Annotated in this window: 21 protein-coding genes and 1 tRNA gene; 14 read left to right on the top strand and 8 right to left on the bottom strand. The window is 72.4% G+C overall.

What is annotated here, in order from left to right:
• The first annotated feature begins 32 nt into the window (after nt 1-32).
• Nucleotides 33-1,283, top strand: coding sequence for an O-acetylhomoserine aminocarboxypropyltransferase/cysteine synthase family protein (locus DFI_RS11265; RefSeq protein ID WP_027463171.1), 1,251 nt, complete (start codon nt 33-35; stop codon nt 1,281-1,283).
• 6 nt (nt 1,284-1,289) lie between these two features.
• Here the strand turns inward: DFI_RS11265 and DFI_RS11260 are convergent, their stop codons facing one another.
• Together DFI_RS11260 and DFI_RS11255 are read right to left on the bottom strand one after the other, a co-directional pair.
• Nucleotides 1,290-2,795: an ABC transporter permease subunit gene (locus DFI_RS11260; RefSeq protein WP_043778247.1), complete on the bottom strand. Its 1,506-nt coding sequence runs from the start codon at nt 2,793-2,795 to the stop codon at nt 1,290-1,292.
• Entirely contained in the window at nt 2,792-3,715 is a 924-nt protein-coding gene (locus tag DFI_RS11255) for a DMT family transporter (RefSeq protein WP_043778244.1), read from the bottom strand. The genes DFI_RS11260 and DFI_RS11255 overlap by 4 nt, the downstream gene beginning before the upstream one ends.
• 269 nt (nt 3,716-3,984) lie before the next feature.
• Here DFI_RS11255 and DFI_RS11250 point away from each other — a divergent pair, with 269 nt between their 5' ends.
• Together DFI_RS11250 and DFI_RS11245 are read left to right on the top strand one after the other, a co-directional pair.
• The gene (locus DFI_RS11250) at nt 3,985-4,365 is read left to right on the top strand and encodes a hypothetical protein (RefSeq protein WP_118375884.1); all 381 of its coding nucleotides are present in this window, start codon (nt 3,985-3,987) and stop codon (nt 4,363-4,365) included.
• A gap of 127 nt (nt 4,366-4,492) precedes the next feature.
• Entirely contained in the window at nt 4,493-5,149 is a 657-nt protein-coding gene (locus tag DFI_RS11245) for an SRPBCC family protein (protein ID WP_022801220.1), read from the top strand.
• Between the two features lie 61 nt (nt 5,150-5,210).
• On the opposite strand, the gene DFI_RS11240 is transcribed toward DFI_RS11245, so the two are convergent.
• The 3 genes from DFI_RS11240 to DFI_RS11230 are packed head-to-tail and all read right to left on the bottom strand — an operon-like array spanning nt 5,211 to nt 6,658.
• Nucleotides 5,211-5,696 (bottom strand): hypothetical protein, encoded by a 486-nt coding sequence (locus tag DFI_RS11240; protein WP_027463168.1) that lies wholly within the window; start codon nt 5,694-5,696, stop codon nt 5,211-5,213.
• Nucleotides 5,697-5,738: 42 nt separating this feature from the next.
• Nucleotides 5,739-6,062 carry a hypothetical protein gene (locus DFI_RS11235; protein WP_043778240.1) on the bottom strand — a complete coding sequence of 108 codons (324 nt, stop codon included), beginning with the start codon at nt 6,060-6,062 and terminating at the stop codon, nt 5,739-5,741.
• A complete protein-coding gene (locus DFI_RS11230; RefSeq protein ID WP_043778237.1) occupies nt 6,059-6,658 on the bottom strand; it encodes a TetR/AcrR family transcriptional regulator in 600 nt (199 codons plus the stop codon). Before DFI_RS11230 ends, DFI_RS11235 begins: the two co-directional genes overlap by 4 nt.
• A 133-nt stretch (nt 6,659-6,791) precedes the next feature.
• Between DFI_RS11230 and hisC the strand changes: the two genes are divergently transcribed.
• Nucleotides 6,792-7,874: a histidinol-phosphate transaminase gene (gene hisC / locus DFI_RS11225; protein WP_027463166.1), complete on the top strand. Its 1,083-nt coding sequence runs from the start codon at nt 6,792-6,794 to the stop codon at nt 7,872-7,874.
• A gap of 22 nt (nt 7,875-7,896) precedes the next feature.
• A complete protein-coding gene (locus DFI_RS11220) occupies nt 7,897-8,199 on the top strand; it encodes a YkgJ family cysteine cluster protein (protein ID WP_027463165.1) in 303 nt (100 codons plus the stop codon).
• Here the strand turns inward: DFI_RS11220 and chrA are convergent.
• Entirely contained in the window at nt 8,196-9,383 is a 1,188-nt protein-coding gene (chrA, locus tag DFI_RS11215; protein ID WP_027463164.1) for a chromate efflux transporter, read from the bottom strand. The two genes, DFI_RS11220 and chrA, sit on opposite strands and share 4 nt — an antisense overlap.
• A 42-nt stretch (nt 9,384-9,425) precedes the next feature.
• Here chrA and DFI_RS11210 point away from each other — a divergent pair, with 42 nt between their 5' ends.
• A complete protein-coding gene (locus tag DFI_RS11210; protein WP_027463163.1) occupies nt 9,426-9,884 on the top strand; it encodes a peroxiredoxin in 459 nt (152 codons plus the stop codon).
• A gap of 4 nt (nt 9,885-9,888) precedes the next feature.
• Here DFI_RS11210 and bshB1 read toward each other — a convergent pair whose 3' ends face one another.
• The gene (bshB1, locus tag DFI_RS11205) at nt 9,889-10,602 is read right to left on the bottom strand and encodes a bacillithiol biosynthesis deacetylase BshB1 (RefSeq protein WP_043778234.1); all 714 of its coding nucleotides are present in this window, start codon (nt 10,600-10,602) and stop codon (nt 9,889-9,891) included.
• A gap of 100 nt (nt 10,603-10,702) precedes the next feature.
• Here bshB1 and DFI_RS11200 point away from each other — a divergent pair.
• The 4 genes from DFI_RS11200 to DFI_RS11185 all read left to right on the top strand — a co-directional run bounded on the left by DFI_RS11200 (nt 10,703) and on the right by DFI_RS11185 (nt 12,809).
• A tRNA-Thr gene (locus DFI_RS11200) sits at nt 10,703-10,777 on the top strand.
• A 97-nt stretch (nt 10,778-10,874) separates the two neighbouring features.
• A complete protein-coding gene (locus tag DFI_RS20750) occupies nt 10,875-11,195 on the top strand; it encodes a DUF3006 domain-containing protein (RefSeq protein WP_022801229.1) in 321 nt (106 codons plus the stop codon).
• The gene (locus tag DFI_RS11190; protein ID WP_244940268.1) at nt 11,192-12,160 is read left to right on the top strand and encodes a ComEC/Rec2 family competence protein; all 969 of its coding nucleotides are present in this window, start codon (nt 11,192-11,194) and stop codon (nt 12,158-12,160) included. Before DFI_RS20750 ends, DFI_RS11190 begins: the two co-directional genes overlap by 4 nt.
• A 67-nt stretch (nt 12,161-12,227) precedes the next feature.
• Nucleotides 12,228-12,809 (top strand): HAD family hydrolase, encoded by a 582-nt coding sequence (locus DFI_RS11185; RefSeq protein WP_118375883.1) that lies wholly within the window; start codon nt 12,228-12,230, stop codon nt 12,807-12,809.
• Nucleotides 12,810-12,872: 63 nt separating this feature from the next.
• Here the strand turns inward: DFI_RS11185 and DFI_RS11180 are convergent, their stop codons facing one another.
• Entirely contained in the window at nt 12,873-13,784 is a 912-nt protein-coding gene (locus tag DFI_RS11180; protein ID WP_027463159.1) for an RluA family pseudouridine synthase, read from the bottom strand.
• Between the two features lie 71 nt (nt 13,785-13,855).
• Here DFI_RS11180 and DFI_RS11175 point away from each other — a divergent pair, with 71 nt between their 5' ends.
• The 4 genes from DFI_RS11175 to trmB all read left to right on the top strand — a co-directional run bounded on the left by DFI_RS11175 (nt 13,856) and on the right by trmB (nt 17,260).
• Nucleotides 13,856-14,350 (top strand): GNAT family N-acetyltransferase, encoded by a 495-nt coding sequence (locus DFI_RS11175; RefSeq protein WP_043778231.1) that lies wholly within the window; start codon nt 13,856-13,858, stop codon nt 14,348-14,350.
• Nucleotides 14,351-14,419: 69 nt separating this feature from the next.
• Nucleotides 14,420-15,481, top strand: coding sequence for a tetratricopeptide repeat protein (locus DFI_RS11170; RefSeq protein ID WP_027463157.1), 1,062 nt, complete (start codon nt 14,420-14,422; stop codon nt 15,479-15,481).
• A 34-nt stretch (nt 15,482-15,515) separates the two neighbouring features.
• Nucleotides 15,516-16,265, top strand: a complete 750-nt coding sequence (locus DFI_RS11165) for an FAD-dependent oxidoreductase (protein ID WP_027463156.1) — start codon at nt 15,516-15,518, stop codon at nt 16,263-16,265.
• A complete protein-coding gene (gene trmB, locus DFI_RS11160) occupies nt 16,262-17,260 on the top strand; it encodes a tRNA (guanine(46)-N(7))-methyltransferase TrmB (protein ID WP_027463155.1) in 999 nt (332 codons plus the stop codon). Before DFI_RS11165 ends, trmB begins: the two co-directional genes overlap by 4 nt.
• Nucleotides 17,261-17,387: the final 127 nt, after the last annotated feature.

Here is a 17,387-nt window from a genome sequence, read left to right as displayed (position 1 = left end):
GCGTTCTGGCCGGGGTGGCCTAGCATGCCGGGATGACTGATCCTGTCCCGCAAGACCCCCCCGCCTATGAGACGCAGGCCGTGCAGGTCGGCATTCCACGCGGCCTGGGTGAGACGGTCGGGATTCCCGTTCACGCGGCGGCCGGGTTTCAGTTCGAGACGCTGGAGCAGGGCGCCGAGGAATTTCAGCTGGGGCAGGGCCTGAGTTACGCCCGGATCCAGAACCCGACGGTGCGGGCGCTGGAGGAGCGGCTCACGGCGCTGGAGGGCGGGGCGGCCACGGTGGCCCTGGCGACGGGGCAGGCGGCGACCATCACGGCGATCATGAGCGTGTGCCGCGCCGGGGATCACGTGGTGGCGTCCAGCAGCCTGTTCGGCGGCACGGCGGGCCTGCTGAACAACGTGCTTCCGCTGATGGGCGTCACGGCCGCCGTGGTGCCGAACACCCCGGACGACGTGCGAGGCGCGATGCGGGAGAACACCCGGCTGGTGTGGGCGGAGATCATCGGGAACCCGGCCGGGGACGTCCCGGACCTGCGGGCCCTGGCGGACATCGCGCATGCGGGCGGCGCGGTGCTGGGCGTGGATTCCACCTGGGCCGGGCCGGGGTACCTGTGCCGGCCGCTGGAGCACGGCGCGGACATCGTGACGCACAGCCTCACGAAGTGGGCCGGGGGGCACGGCACGGTGATGGGCGGCAGCGTCACGGTAGGGGAGGGGCATGACCTGACGCGCAACGCCATCTACACGGAGGGCGGCGACCAGAGCCTGCTGGCGGTGCGGGGCGTGAACGCGCTGGCGTGGCGGCAGCGGTGGTTCGGCGCGCACCAGCTGGGCATGGTGCTCAGCCCGCACAGCGCGTTCCTGCTGGCGCAGGGGCTGGAGACCGTGGCGCTGCGCATGGACCGCGAGTGCGCCACGGCCCTGAGCCTCGCGCAGTGGCTGGAATCTCACCCGGCGGTAGGGCGCGTGAGTTACCCCGGCCTGGAGAGCAGTCCCTGGCACGCCCTGGCCCGCACGTACCTGCCGCGGGGGCAGGGCGCGGTGCTGACCTTCGAGGTGCCGGACCCGGCCCGGTTCCTGGCGCGGCTGAAGGTGCTGCGGATCGTGCCGAACCTGGGGGACAGCCGCACGCTGGTCGTGCACCCCTGGACGACCACGCACGGCCGCTTGCCGGAGGCGACGCGCCGCGCGGCGGGGGTCACGCCCAGCACCATCCGCATGAGCGTGGGCCTGGAAGCCCCGGGGGACCTGCAGGCCGATCTGGCGCAGGCGCTGGCCTGAAATCTCTCAGCGGCCGCGGTAGCGCAGGACCTGTTTTTCCACGGTGGTGACGAGCAGGTACAGGCCGATGCCCAGGGCGATCAGCAGGGTGATCGCGGCGAACTTGCGCGCCGAGTTGTAGTAGGACCCCGCCTGGTTCACCAGGAAGCCCAGCCCGGCGCGGTTGCTCACGAATTCCCACACGACCGCGCCGATCAGCGCGAGGCTCAGCGACAGCCGCAGGCCGCCCAGCATGACCGGCAGCGCCGACGGGAGTTCCAGCCGGAACAGGCGCTGCCCGGGGGTGGCGCCCAGGGTGGTGAACAGTTCGTGGTCGGTGGGGCGCACCTCGCGCACGCCGACCATGGTGCTGATCATGATGGGGTACAGGGCGCTCAGGGCGCTGACCAGCACGGCTGGCAGCGTCCCGAACCCGAACCAGATCACCAGCAGCGGCGCGAGCACCACGATGGGCGTGCTCTGCGCCGCGACCACGAAGGGACTCAGCAGGCGTTCCAGCGCCCGGATCTTCCCCAGCGGGTACCCGATCAGCATGCCGACCAGGCCGCCCAGCAGGGCGCCCAGCAGCGTCACCCGCAGGGTCTCCCAGGTGGCGCTTAGGAAATCCCCGGGCGTGCGGGCCAGTTCGTTCCACACGGCGGCCGGGCCGGGCAGCAGGTACGCGTCATTCAGCGCGCGGGCGCCCAGCCACCAGGCGGCCAGGACCGCCAGCACGGCTGCCAGCGGGGCCAGGCCCTCCAGGCGGGTGCGGTCGCCGGCGGTCACGCGCAGGCGGGTGCTGTCCCCGGCGCCCAGCAAGGACCGCAGGTGCGCTTCCAGGCCGTCGGTGTACGCGCTGATGCGGCCCTCGCCGCGGGTGTCCAGCACCTCCAGCAGCCGCCCGCCGCGCAGCACCGCGACCCGGTCGGCGAGCAGCACGGCCTCGCGGATGGAGTGCGTGACCAGGATCGTGGTCTGCCCGGTCTTGTCGTGCAGGTGGCGCAGCTCGGTGTTGAACCGCTCGCGGACCAGGGCGTCCAGCGCGGCGAAGGGTTCGTCCAGCAGCAGGATGTCGCCGCTCTGCGCCAGCGCGCGCGCCATGGACACCCTTGCCCGCATTCCGCCGGACAGCTGCGCCGGGTAGTAGGCGGCGTACTCGCTCATGCCGACCAGGGACAGCGCCTCTTCCGGCGTGAGGCTGCCGCCGGCGCCCAGGTCGCGGGGCAGGCGGACGTTGCGCAGCGCGGTCCGCCAGGGCAGCAGGCGGTCGTCCTGGAACATCATCGCGGGCGGCGAGGCCACCTCCACATTCCCCGAGTGCGGGCGTTGCAGCCCCGCGATCACGCGCAGCAGGGTGCTCTTGCCCTCGCCGCTGGGCCCGATCACGGCCAGGAACTCGCCGCGCTGCACGTTCAGGTTCACGCCGTCCAGGATGGTCAGGCCCGACAGGCGCACCGTGAGGTCCTGCAGGCGGATGACCGGGTCCGTCACGGCGGTGGGGGAGACCGGCGCGACCGAAACCGACCCGCTCACGCGCTCCCCCCAGGTCGGGGCAGGGCGGGCAGGCGGCCGCGGGTGTTCACGGCGATCACGCCGGCCACGGCGATCAGGCCGCCCAGCACGCTCAGGACCGTGGGCAGCTCCCCGCGCCACGCCCACGCGATCAGGATCGCCAGGACCGGGCTCACGTACAGGAAGGACGTGGTGACGCCCGGACCCACGCGGGCCAGCGCGGACGTCCAGGTCAGGTACGCCAGCGCGGAGGGGAACACGCCCAGGTAGACCATGGCGGCGTGGGCGCCCAGCGGCGCGCGCGCGAGTTCACCGGTGAAGCCCGGCAGGAACACCAGCATGGGCAGCGTGCCCAGGATCAGGGACCACACCGTGAAGTGCAGCGGGTCGATGCGGGACAGCAGCGGTTTCTGGAACACGAAGTACACGCTGGTGAACACCGCCGACCCCAGGATCAGGAGCGCGCCGCGCGTGAAGTCCAGGTTCTCGCCCTTGCCGAGCACGATCAGGGCCACGCCGCTGAGGCTGACCAGCGTGCCCGCCCAGCCCAGGGCGTTGAGGCGCTCGCCCAGGAAGCGCGTGGCGAGCAGCGCCGTGATGACCGGCCCGGCGGCGATGATCAGGCTGGCGGTGCCGGCGGGGACGGACACCTCGCCGTAGTTCAGGAACACGTGGTATAGCGTGATGCCGAAGAAACTCAGCCCCCCGATCCGCAGCAGGTCGCCCCAGGCCGGCACCGGGAAGCGCCGCACCAGCGCGTACGCCAGCAGCACCACGCTGGCGACCAGGAAGCGGTACAGGCTGACGTGCCCGGGCGTGAAGTGGTCCAGGCCCTCGCGGATGCCCGCGAACGCCGACGCCCAGAACAGGATCGTGACCACGATCAGGGTCAGTGAGCGGGGGTCCAGCCGCGTGGCCGCCGGCGCGGCGCGGCTGCTCACCGGAACTCCGGGCGGGGGGAAACGTGGGGGCTCAGGAACCGCGGCGCGGGCCGCTCGGCGGGGCAGGTCACGCCCGCCAGCCTAGCGCGCCGCCGGCCGGCCCCCGCGTTCCGGGCCGGCTGGCGCGTAGATAAGTGCTGGTGTAAGGCAGCCACATCCGGCCCGTACGGTTCCCGGCGCAGCATGCAGGGCGGACCACCGGCACGCCCGCGTGCCCAGCCCCCGCCGGCCCCGCCTCTGTTCCGGGCCGGCGTTCACAGGAGGACCCCATGGGAGAAGAACACCCCGGCCGCCCCACCCCCGGCTCCGCGCCGGACACCACCTTAGAGTCCGGGCGCGCCGCCCCGGTGCAGCCGGCCGCCGAGCAGTCCGGCACCGACCGCCTGGGCACCAACCGGGCCGACGCCGACCAGCTGAGCGCCGGCATGCAGGCCATCAACCGCCCGGAGAACGATCAGGGCCGCGACCCGGTGGGCAACACCAGCGTCAGCACGCCCATCACGCAGGAGACGCACACCGGCAGCGCCACCGCCACGCAGGGCATGAACACCAACCTTGACCCGCACGTGCAGGGCGGCCCCACCACCGGCGCGGACCGCGCCGCGGCGGACGAGATCATCGACCAGAAGACCCGCGGGCAGGACGAGTAACCGCGTCCCGCCCGGGCAGGGGCACCCGCGGCCGTCCACGGGTGCGGAACCCTAACCCGGCTTGGGACGGCGTTCACGCCACGCCCGGCCCGCAGCCCCTACACTCGCTGCAACGGAGGAACCACGCATGACCAACGACAACCACACGACCAGCATGGATCAGAGCCGCATGATGAGCGGCGCCCTCGGCGGCGCCCTGGTGCTCATGGGCCTCAAGAAGCGCGGCGCCCTGGGGCTCCTGATGGCCGGGGCCGGCGGGTACCTGGCGTACAAGGCCGCCACCGGCAACGACCCTGTCATGGCCGCCGCCGGCCTGACCGGGAACAGCGCCGCGGCCAAGCCGATCTTCGTGGAGCACAGCATCGTGATCGACCGGCCCGCGCAGCAGGTGTACGACTTCTGGCGCAAGCTGGAGAACCTGCCGCAGATCATGAGCCACCTGGACAGCGTGACCGTGCTGGACGACAAGCGCAGCCGCTGGGTGGCGAAGGCTCCCCTGGGCACGCACGTGGAGTGGGAAGCGGAGATCGTGAACGACAAGCCCGGCGAGCGCATCGGCTGGCACAGCCTGCCCGGCGCGACCGTGGACAACGCCGGCAGCGTGCAGTTCGAGAGCCTGCCCGGCGGCAGCACCCGCGTGCACGTGGCCCTGTCCTACCGGCCGCCCGCCGGGGCGCTCGGGGCGGCCGTGGCGAAACTGTTCGGTGAGGAACCCAGCCAGCAGATCGCCGAGGACCTCCAGAAGTTCAAGGGCACCTTCGAGGGCGCCACGCCCCAGGCCTGAACCTCCCAGTAAAGAGGGGCCGCGTGGACGTATCCGCGCGGCCCCTGTCCTGTTTGGCGTGTTACCAGGTCATGTCGTAATCGAAGGGCGTGCCGCTCTGGTCGACCTTCATGGTCGCGGTGTCGCACAGGCTCCAGCCGGCCTTCACGTTCAGGCAGTCCTTGGCGCTCTTGTCGCCCAGGCCGTCCTTGGCGTAGATGAAGACCTTGCCGGTCACCTGGGTGCGGGTCTCGCCCTCGTCGTAGCGGTTGGCGGTGGCGCCGGTGTCGGCGTAGGCGAGCAGTTCGTACGCGCCGTCTGAGGGTTTCTCGGGCAGGCTGATCGCGTAGGCGCTCTTCTCCGGGTTGAAGGTGGGAATGTTGATCTGGTCGAGCACCGGGGTCTGCCAGCCGTTGACGGTGGTGCCGCGCAGCGTGAGGCGGACGGTGCCGCTGGGCTTGGTGCCCAGGATGTTGCCGCTCACGTCGAGTTTCGGCACGCCGAGGGTGTCGCAGGCGGCCAGGCCCAGCGCGAGGGGAAGAGTGAGGACCACTGCCAGTTTCTTCATGCGTTCACCGTAGAGGCGCCGGATTGGAGGGGCATGAGCCGCTCAGGGCTCAGATGAGCCACCTTCGTCAGAATTCTCATGCTCGTCCGCCCCGGCTTCCACCACTGTCAGCGAACGCAGGGTGGCGCCCTGATGCCACCCGAACTGCGGGTCGCGCAGCTCCAGCACCCGCGCCAGCTCCTCGGCCGTCTCGCGCTGCGGTTCGGCGTCCAGGCAGAACAGCAGGAACTTCCGGCCGCCCGGCGCGATCCGGATGAACAGGTCCTCGCCCAGTTCCATCTGCTGCGTGCGCCCCAGCCGCGCGGCCCGCTCCTGCCCGCGCCGCACGGCCTCCCGCACGGACACCGTCACGGTCGGCGGAATCACGTGCCCTCCTGCCCCGCGCGCACGCCCAGGCCGGAGAGCAGCATGTCCGCGTACTGGTCGGCCACGTCCCGCGGCGTCATGGGGCCGCCCGGGCGGTACCACGTATACGCCCAGTTCACCGCGGACAGGATCAGGTGCGCGGTCATGCGCGGGTCCAGCGTCGCCCGGAAAGCACCTTCCTCGATGCCTTCCTGCACCAGGTCGCGGTAGAAGCGGTCGATGGTGTCGCGCCACGTGACCACGTGCGCGTACGCCTGCGGCGACAGGTGCTTCCACTCGTGGAAGAACACGGTGGCGCTGTCCATGTTGTCGGCCACCACGCGGATGTGGCGGTGCATCGCCTCGCGCAGCTTCTCCTCGGCGCCCATGTCCAGGGCGCGCAGTGGGAACAGCGCCTCGTCGAACTGCCGGGAGGCGTGCGAGACGATCTCCACCAGCAGTTCCTCCTTGCCGGTGATGTGCGCGTACAGGCTGCCGCCCTGCATGCCGAGCTCCCCGGCCAGGTCCCGCATGCTCGTCGCGTGATACCCGCGCTCGCTGAACAGGCGGCTGGCGGAATCGAGAATCTGCTCGCGGCGGGGTCTGGTGTCACTCATAAGGGGTCGGCGCGCGGCCTGCGGCGGGCGTGCCGGCCGGCTGGTCCGGAGCGTAGCACGCACACTAACAAACGTTTGGAAGTCGTGGACAAATCCGGCGTGTGCCCGTGGGGGCTCTGGTACAACTGACGCTATGACCGTCCAGGAACCCGCCGCGCACGCGGAACCCGCCGGCATCCGCCCGGCCGTCCGCGCGGTGCCCGCCTACCCCTTCACGTCCATCGACGTGCCCATCAAACTCGACCAGAACGAAAGCCCCTACGACTTCCCCGAGGAACTCAAGCAGGAAGTCTACCGCCGGCTCGCCGAACGCGACTTCAACCGCTACCCCGACCTGCACGCCGACGCCCTCAAGCACCTGATCGGCCGCTACGAGGACTGGCCGCACACCGGCGTGGTCCTCACGCCCGGCAGCAACGTCCTGATCAAGATCCTCACCGAACTCGCCGGCATCGAGCAGACGGTCCTGACCACCAACCCCACCTTCAGCGTGTACAGCCTCGAAGCGCAGCTGCTGGACGCCACACTCGTGCAGGTGCCGCTGAACCCCGACTTCTCCCTGCCAGCCGCCGCGCTGAAGACCGAACTCGCCCGGCACAAACCCGGCGTGCTCGCCATCGCGCAGCCCCACGCCCCCACCGGCCACATCGACACCGACGCCGACCTGCTCGAACTGCTGGAGGCCGCCCGCGACTGGGTGGTCGTGATCGACGAGGCCTACCACCAGTTCAGCGGCACCGACCGCCGCGACCTCGTGCGCCGCTACCCCAACGCCCTGAGCCTGCGCACCTTCAGCAAGGCCTGGGGCCTGGCCGGCATCCGCGCCGGGTACGCCCTGGCCGGCCCCGAGGTCGCCGAGAACCTCCAGAAGCTCGTGTCGGCATTCAACGTGAACGTGATGACCGAAACCGTGCTGGAAGTCGCGCTGGAACACCCCGAGTACATGAAAGCCCGCATCGAGCAGTGCCTGCGCGAACGCGCCCGCATCCAGGCCGCGCTGGCCGACCACCCCAACTGCCAGGTGCTGCCCAGCCAGGCGAACTTCTTCCTGATGCGCACCCCCAACGCCGACCTCGCCTACGCGCACCTGCTCGCGCACGGCATCGTCACCCGCCGGCAGGACAACCTGCACATGCTCCAGGGCTGCCTGCGCGTGGCGGTGGGCACCCCGCAGGAAAACGACCGCTTCATCGCCGCGATGAAAGCCTTCCACTGACCCCCGGCGGTAGACTGCGGCCTTGACCGACCGCTTCGCCGCGCCCCCCGAATCCCCGCCCCGCAGCCCGCTCGTGCGCGAGTGCACCGGCTGCGGGGCCTGCTGCGCCGCGCCGGACATCCACGCGCTGAAAAAGCCCCTGGGCGTGCCCTGCGCGCACCTGCAACCGGACTGCCGCTGCGGCATCTACGCCGCGCGGCCCGCCGTGTGCCGCCACTACCAGCCGGACTGGGTGTGCGGCGAGGTCGCGCCCCTGCCCACCCTGGACGCCCGCATCCGGCGCTTCCTGGAAATCTACGGCCTGGAAGCGGAGACGCCCGGCTAAAGCAGCAATGCCCCGGCCGCCGCGCACGCCGCCACCACCGCCCACGCCGGCCATCGCCCCGCCGTGAGCGCCGCGTACGCCAGCACCGCCAGGGCCAGCGAGGCCGGCCCGGTCACCCCGGACGTGAACACCGGGCTGTACAGCGCCGCCAGGAGCAGCCCCACCACGCCCGCGTTCAGGCCGCCCATCGCCGCGCGGGCGCCCGCGTTCCCCGCCAGCGCCGCCCAGAACGGCAGGGCGCCCAGCATCAGCAGTGCGCCCGGCAGGAACACGCCCAGCGTGGCCACCAGCGCCCCCCACGCCGCCCCCACCGCGCCCTGCGCCCCGCCCAGGTACGTGGCGAACGTGAACAGCGGCCCCGGCACCGCGTTCGCCACCCCGTACCCCGCCACGAACGCCTCGTGCGACAGCAGGTGCGGCACGAAGCCCGCCTCCAGCAGCGGCAACACCACGTGCCCGCCCCCGAACACCAGCGCGCCCGCCCGCACCGTCGCGTCCAGAATCGCCCACCCGCCCCCCAGCTCCGAAAGCGCCGGCAGGACCAGCAGCAGCCCCGCGCACGCCAGCAGCAGCCCCGCCCCCACCCGCCGCGACAGGCGCACCGGCGGGAGGTGCCCCGCCCCGCCCGACCGGACCGGCAGCAGGCGCCACCCCACCAGCGCGCACGCCAGCAGCGCCCCCACCTGCACCCCCGCGCCCGGCCAGACGACCAGCAGGGCCATCACGCCCAGCGCCAGCGCGGCCCGCACCCGTCCGGGCCGGCCCTCCCCGGCCACCAGGCTGCCCCACATGCCCGCCACCGCCTGCGCCACCACCGCCACCGCCGCCACCTTCAGGCCCGCGAGCCACCCCGCGCCCGCCACGTCCCCCAGCCCGCCCACGCCCAGCGCGAACGCCAGCATCACCAGCGCGCTCGGCAGCGTGAACCCCACCCACGCCGCCAGCGCCCCCCACGCGCCCGCCCGCAGGAACCCCACCGCCAGCCCCACCTGGCTGCTCGCCGGGCCCGGCAGGAACTGCGCCAGCGCCACCACGTCCGCGTACGCCTCCTCCGTGAGCCACCCGCGCCTCCCCACGAACTCCGCGCGGAAAAACCCCAGGTGCGCCACCGGCCCCCCGAACGACGTCAGGCCCAGGCGCAGGAACACGCGGAAGACCTCCAGCACGGCAGACAGGGCAGGCATTCCCCACAGGCTACGGCAGGGCGCGCCCGCTACACTCCCGGCATGAGCCTGATCGGACAGCCCGCGCCCGACTTCACCCTGCCCGCCAGCACCGGCGAGACCATCACCCTCAGCAGCTACCGCGGCCAGAAGAACGTGGTCCTGGTGTTCTACCCGCTGGACTTCAGCTCGGTGTGCAGCATCCAGCTGCCCGAGTACAGCGGCCGGCAGGACGACTTCACCGACACCGGCACGGTCGTGCTGGGCATCAACCGCGACAGCGTCCACACCCACAAGGCCTGGGCCGCCGAGTACGGCATCGACATTCCCCTGCTGGCCGACATGACCCTGGACACCGCCCGGAAGTACGGCGTCGCCATCGACGAGCGCGGCATCAGCGGCCGCGCCGTGTTCGTGATCGACCGGGCCGGCGTGGTGCAGAGCGCGCACGTGGAAGCCTCCCCCGGCGAGTACACCGTGCGCCCCGAGCAGGTGCTCGCCACCGTCCGCGCCCTCAGGTAAGGCGCTACAGCGACACCGGGTCGATCAGCAGCGGGTCCTCCACCTCGAACGCCTCGGCATACCGCACGCGCGCCAGCGTCCCCCAGTACATCAGCCGCGCCCGGCGCCGCTCCACGATCTCCGGCGTGACCGTCTCCGACACCGCCAGCCCCGAAAACTGGCTGTGATGCGCCAGCACCGCCCTCTCCCACACGTCCTGCACGCCACTCACGTCCACCAGCACGTTCGGCGTGATGTCCGCGTTCCCCTGGTACAGCAGCACCCGCGCCGGCCGGTGCGTCTCCCCGGGCAGCTCCGCCTTCACCAGCCCCGACAGGTGCACCGCCCGCTTCGCCAGGTGGTACGCCCCGAAATGGTCCGGGTGCCGGTCCCGGTAGTGCGGCACCACCAGCACCCGCGGCCGCAGGGCCCGCAGCACCTCCGCCAGCGCCCGCGCGCCCGCCCCGGAATCCACCAGCCCGCCGTCCGGCAGTCCCAGCTGCCCCCGCCAGCTCAGGCCCATCACGGCCGCCGCCGCCACGCACTCCGCCGCGCGGACCTCCGGCGTGCCCTGCGTGCCGCCCTCCCCCCGCGTGAGCTCCAGCACGCCCGCCGCCCCGCCCGAACGCGCCACGCGGATCAGGGCGCCGCCCGCCCCGATCTCCGCGTCATCCGGGTGCGGCGCCAGACACAACCAGTCCAGCCGCCCCACCCTCCCGAATACCGTCTCGAACGCCATGCCCACGAGCATAAGCCCCGCCGCGCCCCCGCCCCCCGCCCGCCCCGGCACGTTGACACCCCCGGCCAGCATTCATATACTTTCCAAGCCCGCAAACCGGGCCGATGTAGCTCAGTGGTAGAGCAACTGATTCGTAATCAGTAGGTCGTCGGTTCAAGTCCGACCCTCGGCTCCAGACCCGCCCCCGCCCCGCGCGGGGGCGCGTGCTTGAGCGGGGCGGAAGTGCGCGGATCACCGCAGAGGCCCGGGCCGCGGCGCGCTACGCTGAAAGGATGAAGGACCGTGAGTTGCGCCCCCTGCCCGGCCCCCCCGGGCGGGAGGACGGCGTGGAACGCTGGACGGTGGACGCCGTGGAGGACGCCCCGGCCGGCCCGGTCGCGCGGCTGGAACGCGAGGACGGCGTGACCGTCACCCTGCCGCTCACCGCGCTGCCCGGCGGCCTGCGGGAAGGGGACGTGCTGGCCGTGCAGCCCGGCGCGGACGGTGCGAGCGTCCGGGTGCTGCCCGACGAGACCGCCGAGCGCCGCCGCACCGCCCAGGCCCGGCTGGACGCCCTGAACACCGCCGCGGACGACGAGGAGACCGCCCTGTGACCCGGCCCCGCGCCACCCCGGCCAAGGGGAAAGGGAAGGCCAGCGCGCGCCGAACCGCCGCCCCAGCCCCGGCCGCCGCCCGGCGGGGCCCCAGCAGCTCCGACCTGATCGGCGTGGTCGTGCTGCTCCTCACCGCCTCCCTGGCCGCCTGCGCCGGCGGCGGATGGGGCGGACGCCGGCCCGCCCCCACCGGAACGGAAGCGCCCAGCGGCGAACTCACCCTGCGCTTCCTGGACGTCGGCCAGGGCGACGCCGTGCTCGTCCGCAGCCCCGAAGGCAAAACGCTCCTCGTGGACGGCGGCCGCAGCGGCGAACGCATGCGCACCCTGATGGACCAGTACGCCGTGACGAAAGTGGACCTGATGGTCGCCTCCCACGCCGACGCCGACCACATCGCTGGCCTGGTGCCCGCCGCGCAGGCCAAACCCACCGTGTTCGTGAACAACGGCCTGGCCGGCACCACCCAGACCTGGGACCGCCTCGTCACCGCACTGGAAAAAGCCGGCACCACCTTCCAGAAGGCCAACGCGCAGGTGTTCACGCTGGGCAGCATGAAGGTCCGCATCTTCGGCCCGCCGCGCGGCATGAACGACGACCAGAACAACAACAGCGTCGGCGTGCGCGTCGAATTCGGCAAGTTCACCGCCCTGCTCACCGGCGACAGCGAACGCGAGGAAACCACCGCGTGGCTCGCCCAGGGCCGCCCCGAAGCGCGCGGCCCCGTCCAGATCTACAAGAGCATCCACCACGGCGCCCGCAATGGCGACCACGCCGCGTGGCTGGCCGCCGTCCGCCCGGAAAACGTGGTGATCAGCGTCGGCGAGAACAGCTACGGCCACCCCACGCCCGAAGTGCTGGACCTGTACCGCCAGAACGGCATCCGCGTCTACCGCACCGACGAACAGGGCACCGTGACCGTCACCGCTCAGGGCGACGGCACCTACCACGTCACCACCGACCACTGACCGGGAATTAACCGGTCGGTTCCGCCGGGCGCAGGGTCAGGCGGATTTACCTGTGCCAGCATGAGGAATGCAGGACACGTCAACGAGCCGACCCCTGCTCGTTCTCGATCTGGATGAAACCCGCTGGCACGGCATCCCTGACCCGGAGGCCGCTGGTGGCCACCAATTTTTGCTCCGCCCGCACCTTCAATTCTTTCTGGGGAGTGTGGCCGGGCCGTACGCTCTGGCCGTATGGACCGCCGCGACCGAAGACTGGATGAGTCAGGGGCTCAGAGTCATTGCCCTTGAGACTGGCTTTGACCTGGCTGAACAGGCCTTCTTCCTCTGGCACCGTGAACGATGTACCTGGCGGCGGACGGATGAGGGCAACTATGAACTGAGGAAGCCCGCCCGGAAGTTCAGGGCGAAGTGGATCCGTGCGCGCTACCCCGGGCACCGGGTGCTCGCGGTGGACGATCAGCCCTCCAACTACCTGTGCGGTTACGGGCATCTCGTGCGGGTGCACGGCTGGACGGGTGACCCGGAGGATCAGGAACTCCGGGCGCTGGCGGACTACCTGATGTCCATTGCCCATCAGCCGGATCTGCGCCGTCTGGAAAAGCGACACTGGCGCTCAGGGCGTCCCCCTGGTCCTTTGGACCACGCCTGACGACAGGCGGTGCCGCCAGCTTGTCGGCTGGTATATCCGGAACGACGCTCATCCAAAGGCCAGCTAAGAGGCTGCCGGGCGCAGGGCCGGGGGTGGGGGAGACACCACCTGCACGGCCGCGCCGGTGACGGGGTGGTGGAAGTGCAGGGTGTGGGCGTGCAGCAGGTAGCCCAGGTCGCCGGGCAGGCCGGGCAGGTCCGCCAGGGGCGTGCCGTCCGGGCCGTACAGCGGGTCGCCGACGAGGGGGTGGCCGGCCGCGGCGAGGTGAATGCGGATCTGGTGGGGGCGGCCGGTGAGGATCTCGACGTCGAGCAGGGTGCTGTCCGCGCGGGTTTCCAGCACGCGGGCGCGGGAGTGTGCGGCTTTCCCGGTGGGGGTGGCGGCGTGCACGCGGCCCAGGCGGGGGTGGGGCACCGGGCCGATGGGGGTGCGCAGGTCGGTGGGTGCGCCGGCGTCGGGGAAGTGCCCGGTGGCCAGGGCGCGGTACACCTTGTCCACGCGGCCGGCGCGCCAGTCGGCGCTGAGGGTGGCGGCGGCGTGGGTGGTGCGGGCGAACAGCACGGCGCCGCTGGTGCCGCGGCCCAGGCGGTGCAGTGGGGACGCGGCGGGGTCCAGGTCCGCGCGGACGCGGGTGAGCAGCGTGTGCGCCAGGAAGCCTCCGCCGGGCAGGGTGGGCAGGCCGGAGGGTTTCGTCACGGCCAGCAGGTCGGCGTCCTCGTACAGCAGCGTGTAGTCCAGGGGCACGTCCGGTTCGTCCCAGGGGGGGCGGTGCCAGACGACCATGGTGCCCGGCCGGGGCTGCTCCGCGCCGGTGGCGGGGCGGCCCGCGACCTCCACCTCGCCGCGCGCGAGCCGTTCTTCCCAGACCTGCCGGGTGGAGTGCCGGAACTCGGCGGTCAGGAAGTCCAGCAGGGAGGTGCCCTGCGCCGAGGGCGGGAAGGGCAGGCGGTATGAGTAGCCTCCGTTCAGCGCCATCCGCCCAGCCTACGCCCGGGCTGCCTAACCCGGGGCGGAACGCGGAGCGGCGCGGCGCGCTGAACTGCCTCATGCTCAACCTGCGCCCCGCCGTTCATGCGGACCTGTCCGCGATCCTGGAGATCTACAACCACGCGGTGGTGCACACGACGGCCAGTTACGACCTGGAGCCGGTCACCCTGGCGTCCCGCGAGGCGTGGTTCGCGCACAAGCAGGCGGGGGGCTGGCCGGTGCTGGTGGCCGTGGAGGGCGGCGAGGTGACCGGCTGGGCCACGTACGGCCCCTACCGGGAGAAGGCCGGGTACGCGCGGACGGTGGAGCACAGCGTGTACGTGCGGGAAGGGCACCGCGGCGCGGGCACCGGCCGGCGGCTCATGGAGGCGCTGATCGCGCAGGCGGGCGCGGACGGCCTGCACGTGATGATCGGCGGGGTGGACGCCGACAACGCGGCCAGCATCGCCTTTCATGAACGCCTGGGGTTCGAGCGGGTGGCGCACCTGAAGCAGGTCGGGCGGAAATTTGACCGCTGGCTGGACCTGGTGTTCCTGCAGCGGCTGCTGGACTGAGCGCCCGTGCGCCGCCCCCCCGGCCGGCTGTCAGGGTCGGGTGAGAGCCGGGCGGCTACCCTGCGGGGTATGGCCGTCGCAAAGATTCCCCCGCCCAGCGTGACGCTCTCCCTGGAGACGCAGATTCGCGCGCTGGAACTGGTGGTGCTCAGCGATCCGGACGCGGCCCGGGTCCGGCTCTTGCAACTGCGGCACGCGGCCCAGCAGGAGGGCGACCCGGCCAGCGAGGCGTACGCGCTGTGCCTGCTGGGCGGCTGCGCGTACTTCCAGGGTGAGAACCGCGTGCTGGCCGAGTACGCCCGGGAGGCCCTGACGCTCGCGCAGGGGGCCGGGCTGCGCAGCCTGGAATGCCGCTGCTGGAACGCCCTGGGGCTGGCCGCCTTCCGCTTGGGCCGCCCGGATACCGCCCTGGAGCATTACGCGGCCAGCGCCCGCCTCGCGCGGGACCTGGAGGAGCCGGTCAGTCTGGCGCGTGCGCTGGTGAACATGGCCGCCGTGTACGGCGACCTGGATGACCACGCGCAGGCGCTGCACCTGTGCCGGCTGAGCACCGACATCACCGGTCCGGCCGGTACCGTGCACTACCTGCTGGAGGGCCGGCGCGGCATGATCGACGCGCTGCGGCACCTCGGCCGCGCCGCCGAGGCGGCCGCCCTGATGCCCGAGAGCCTGGGCCTCGCCGAGGAGTACGACCTGAAGCGCCCCATCGCGAACCTGCGGCTGCTCGAGGGCCTGCTGCACCTGGACGCCGGGGAGGTGGAACCCGCCCGCGAGTCGGCGAAGGCGGGCCTGCGGGCCGCGCAGGCCGCCCAGGACAACGAGAGCACCGCGCAGCTGCGCGGCCTGCTGGGCGAGGTGCACCTGCACGCTGGGGAATTCACGGACGCCTACCGGGAACTCAGCCGCAGCGAGCGGCTGGCGCAGACCATCCGCCACCCGGGCCTGGAGGCGGCCGCCAAGTGCCGGCTGGCGCGGCTGTTCGAGGCGCAGGACGAGCTGGACCTGGCCCGCACGTACCGTGAGGCGAAGTCGGCGCTGCTGGGCGCGCTGCACGGGCAGGGCGTGAAGGCCCGCGCCCTGGCGGTCGCCGCGCAGCTGCGCGCGGAACTCGCGGAGCTGCCCCCGGTCTGACCGCCGGGGCGCCGGGGAAGTAGACTCCCCGGTGATGTTTGGACCCTCCACCCCCCGCAGCCAGCCGCAACCGGGGCACCTGTACGACGTGGCCGTGATCGGCGCCGGGCTGGCCGGCACGGAACTTGCCTGGCGGCTGGCCCGCGCCGGGCAGGACGTGCTGCTGGTCTCGCAGGCCCTGGACCACCTGGGCAACCTGTACCAGCCGACCATCCGGGACGCGGGCTTTCCGGACGGCAGCGTGTTCGCGCAGGTGGCCGCGCAGATGGCCCCCGACACGGACGGCTGGACCTTTCACCGCCTGCTGAAAGCGGAGATCGAGGCGACGGTCGGCATTCACCTGCTGCAGAGCACCGTCACCGCGCTTGATGAGGCGGAGGACCGTGTGACGCTCTCGACCTGGGAAGGCCCGGCGCTGCACGCGCGTCAGGCAGTGCTGGCGGTGGGCGCGTTCCTGAAGGGCCGGCTCTTGATCGGGGACACCATGGAGGACGCCGGGCGCCTGAGCGAGGTCGCGTACGACTTCCTGGCCGACGACCTGGCCGCCAGCGGCGTGTACCTCACCGGCCGCGAGGGGCACGCGCGGGGGGTGGAGGGCGCGCCGCCGTACGACGTGCGGTTCCTGACGCCCGCCCCGGCGGAACTGGACGGCTTCCGCCTGCGCCGCTTCGACCGGGTGTGGGCGGTGGGGCAGTGCACGCCCGGCGAGCACACCTACGCGGGTGTGCTCACCGACGCCGCCCGGCTGGCCGCGCAACTTCCCGCCGGCGGGGGCACGGCGTGAGCGGCGCGCGGATCTTCCGGCTGGGCGACTTCCAGTTCCCGGACGCGGCCGCCCGCCTGTACCCGGACACGCCGGAGCGCCCCTGGGTGCTGGAGGTGGGCTTCGGTGACGGCCGCTTCTGGCCGCATTACGCCCGCGCCCTGCCGCAGGCGCCCAACTACCTGGGCGTGGAGATCAGCGGCACGTCGCTGCTCAAAGCCCACCGCCGCCTGAAGGACGCCGGGCTCACGAACGCCGTCCTGACCAAGCTGCCCGCCGATGTGCTGGTGCGCGAGGTGATTCCGCACGCGGGCCTGGACCTGATCGTCGTGAACTTCCCCGACCCCTGGCCGAAGGCCGGGCACACCGACCACCGCCTGCTGCGCGCTCCGTTCTTCCAGCTGGCCGCCAGCCGCCTGAACCCGGGCGGGGCGGTGCTGCTCACCACCGACCACGACGAGTACTTCGCGTTCGCCTGCGAGGAAGCCCGCGCGAGCGGCGTCATGACGGTGGACACCGGCGCGCCCCCGCCGCCCGCCGCGCTGGAAACGAAGTACGCGCTGAAGTGGCGCGACCTGGGCCTGGGCGTGAACCACGCCCGCTTCACGCCCACCACCCACCCCCCCGTTCCGCACGGGACCACCCACCCCTACCCGGAGGACGACCACGCCGTGCCGCACGCCATCCTGACCCTGCCCGACCGTTTCGACCCCAGCGAGTTCAGCAAGTTCACCAAGCGCAGCGAGCCCGGCCGCGGCCCGGACTGGACGGTCATTCTGCTCGACCTGTACGGCAGCCTCCGCCGGGACGGTTGGGTGGCGCTGGCGCACGTCGTGGAGGGCGAACTCACGCAGGAGGTGCTGGTCGGCATCACCAACCGCGAGGACGGCAGCACCCTGGTGCGCCTCGCGCGGTTCGGCGGCCCGATCATCACGCCCGGCGTGAAGGCCGCGGTGGGCGCCGTCACCGACTGGCTGGAAACGCAGGGCGCCACCGTCACCCACCGCGGATACTGAGCGCGGGTCCGGGGCACGCCCTTCCCCCTGGCCTTCAGGGCGGCTTGGGCGGCCCTTGACCCACCTTTGATTTTTCACGCCGGGTTTAGCCGGCTGGCATCTGCCGTGAAGCCGGGCGGCGGAGCAT

The sequence above is a fragment of the Deinococcus ficus genome, from assembly GCF_003444775.1.
Lineage (GTDB): Bacteria > Deinococcota > Deinococci > Deinococcales > Deinococcaceae > Deinococcus > Deinococcus ficus.
The sequence above is the reverse complement of the archived record's forward strand: the minus strand, read 5'-3'. Positions and strand labels throughout refer to the sequence as shown.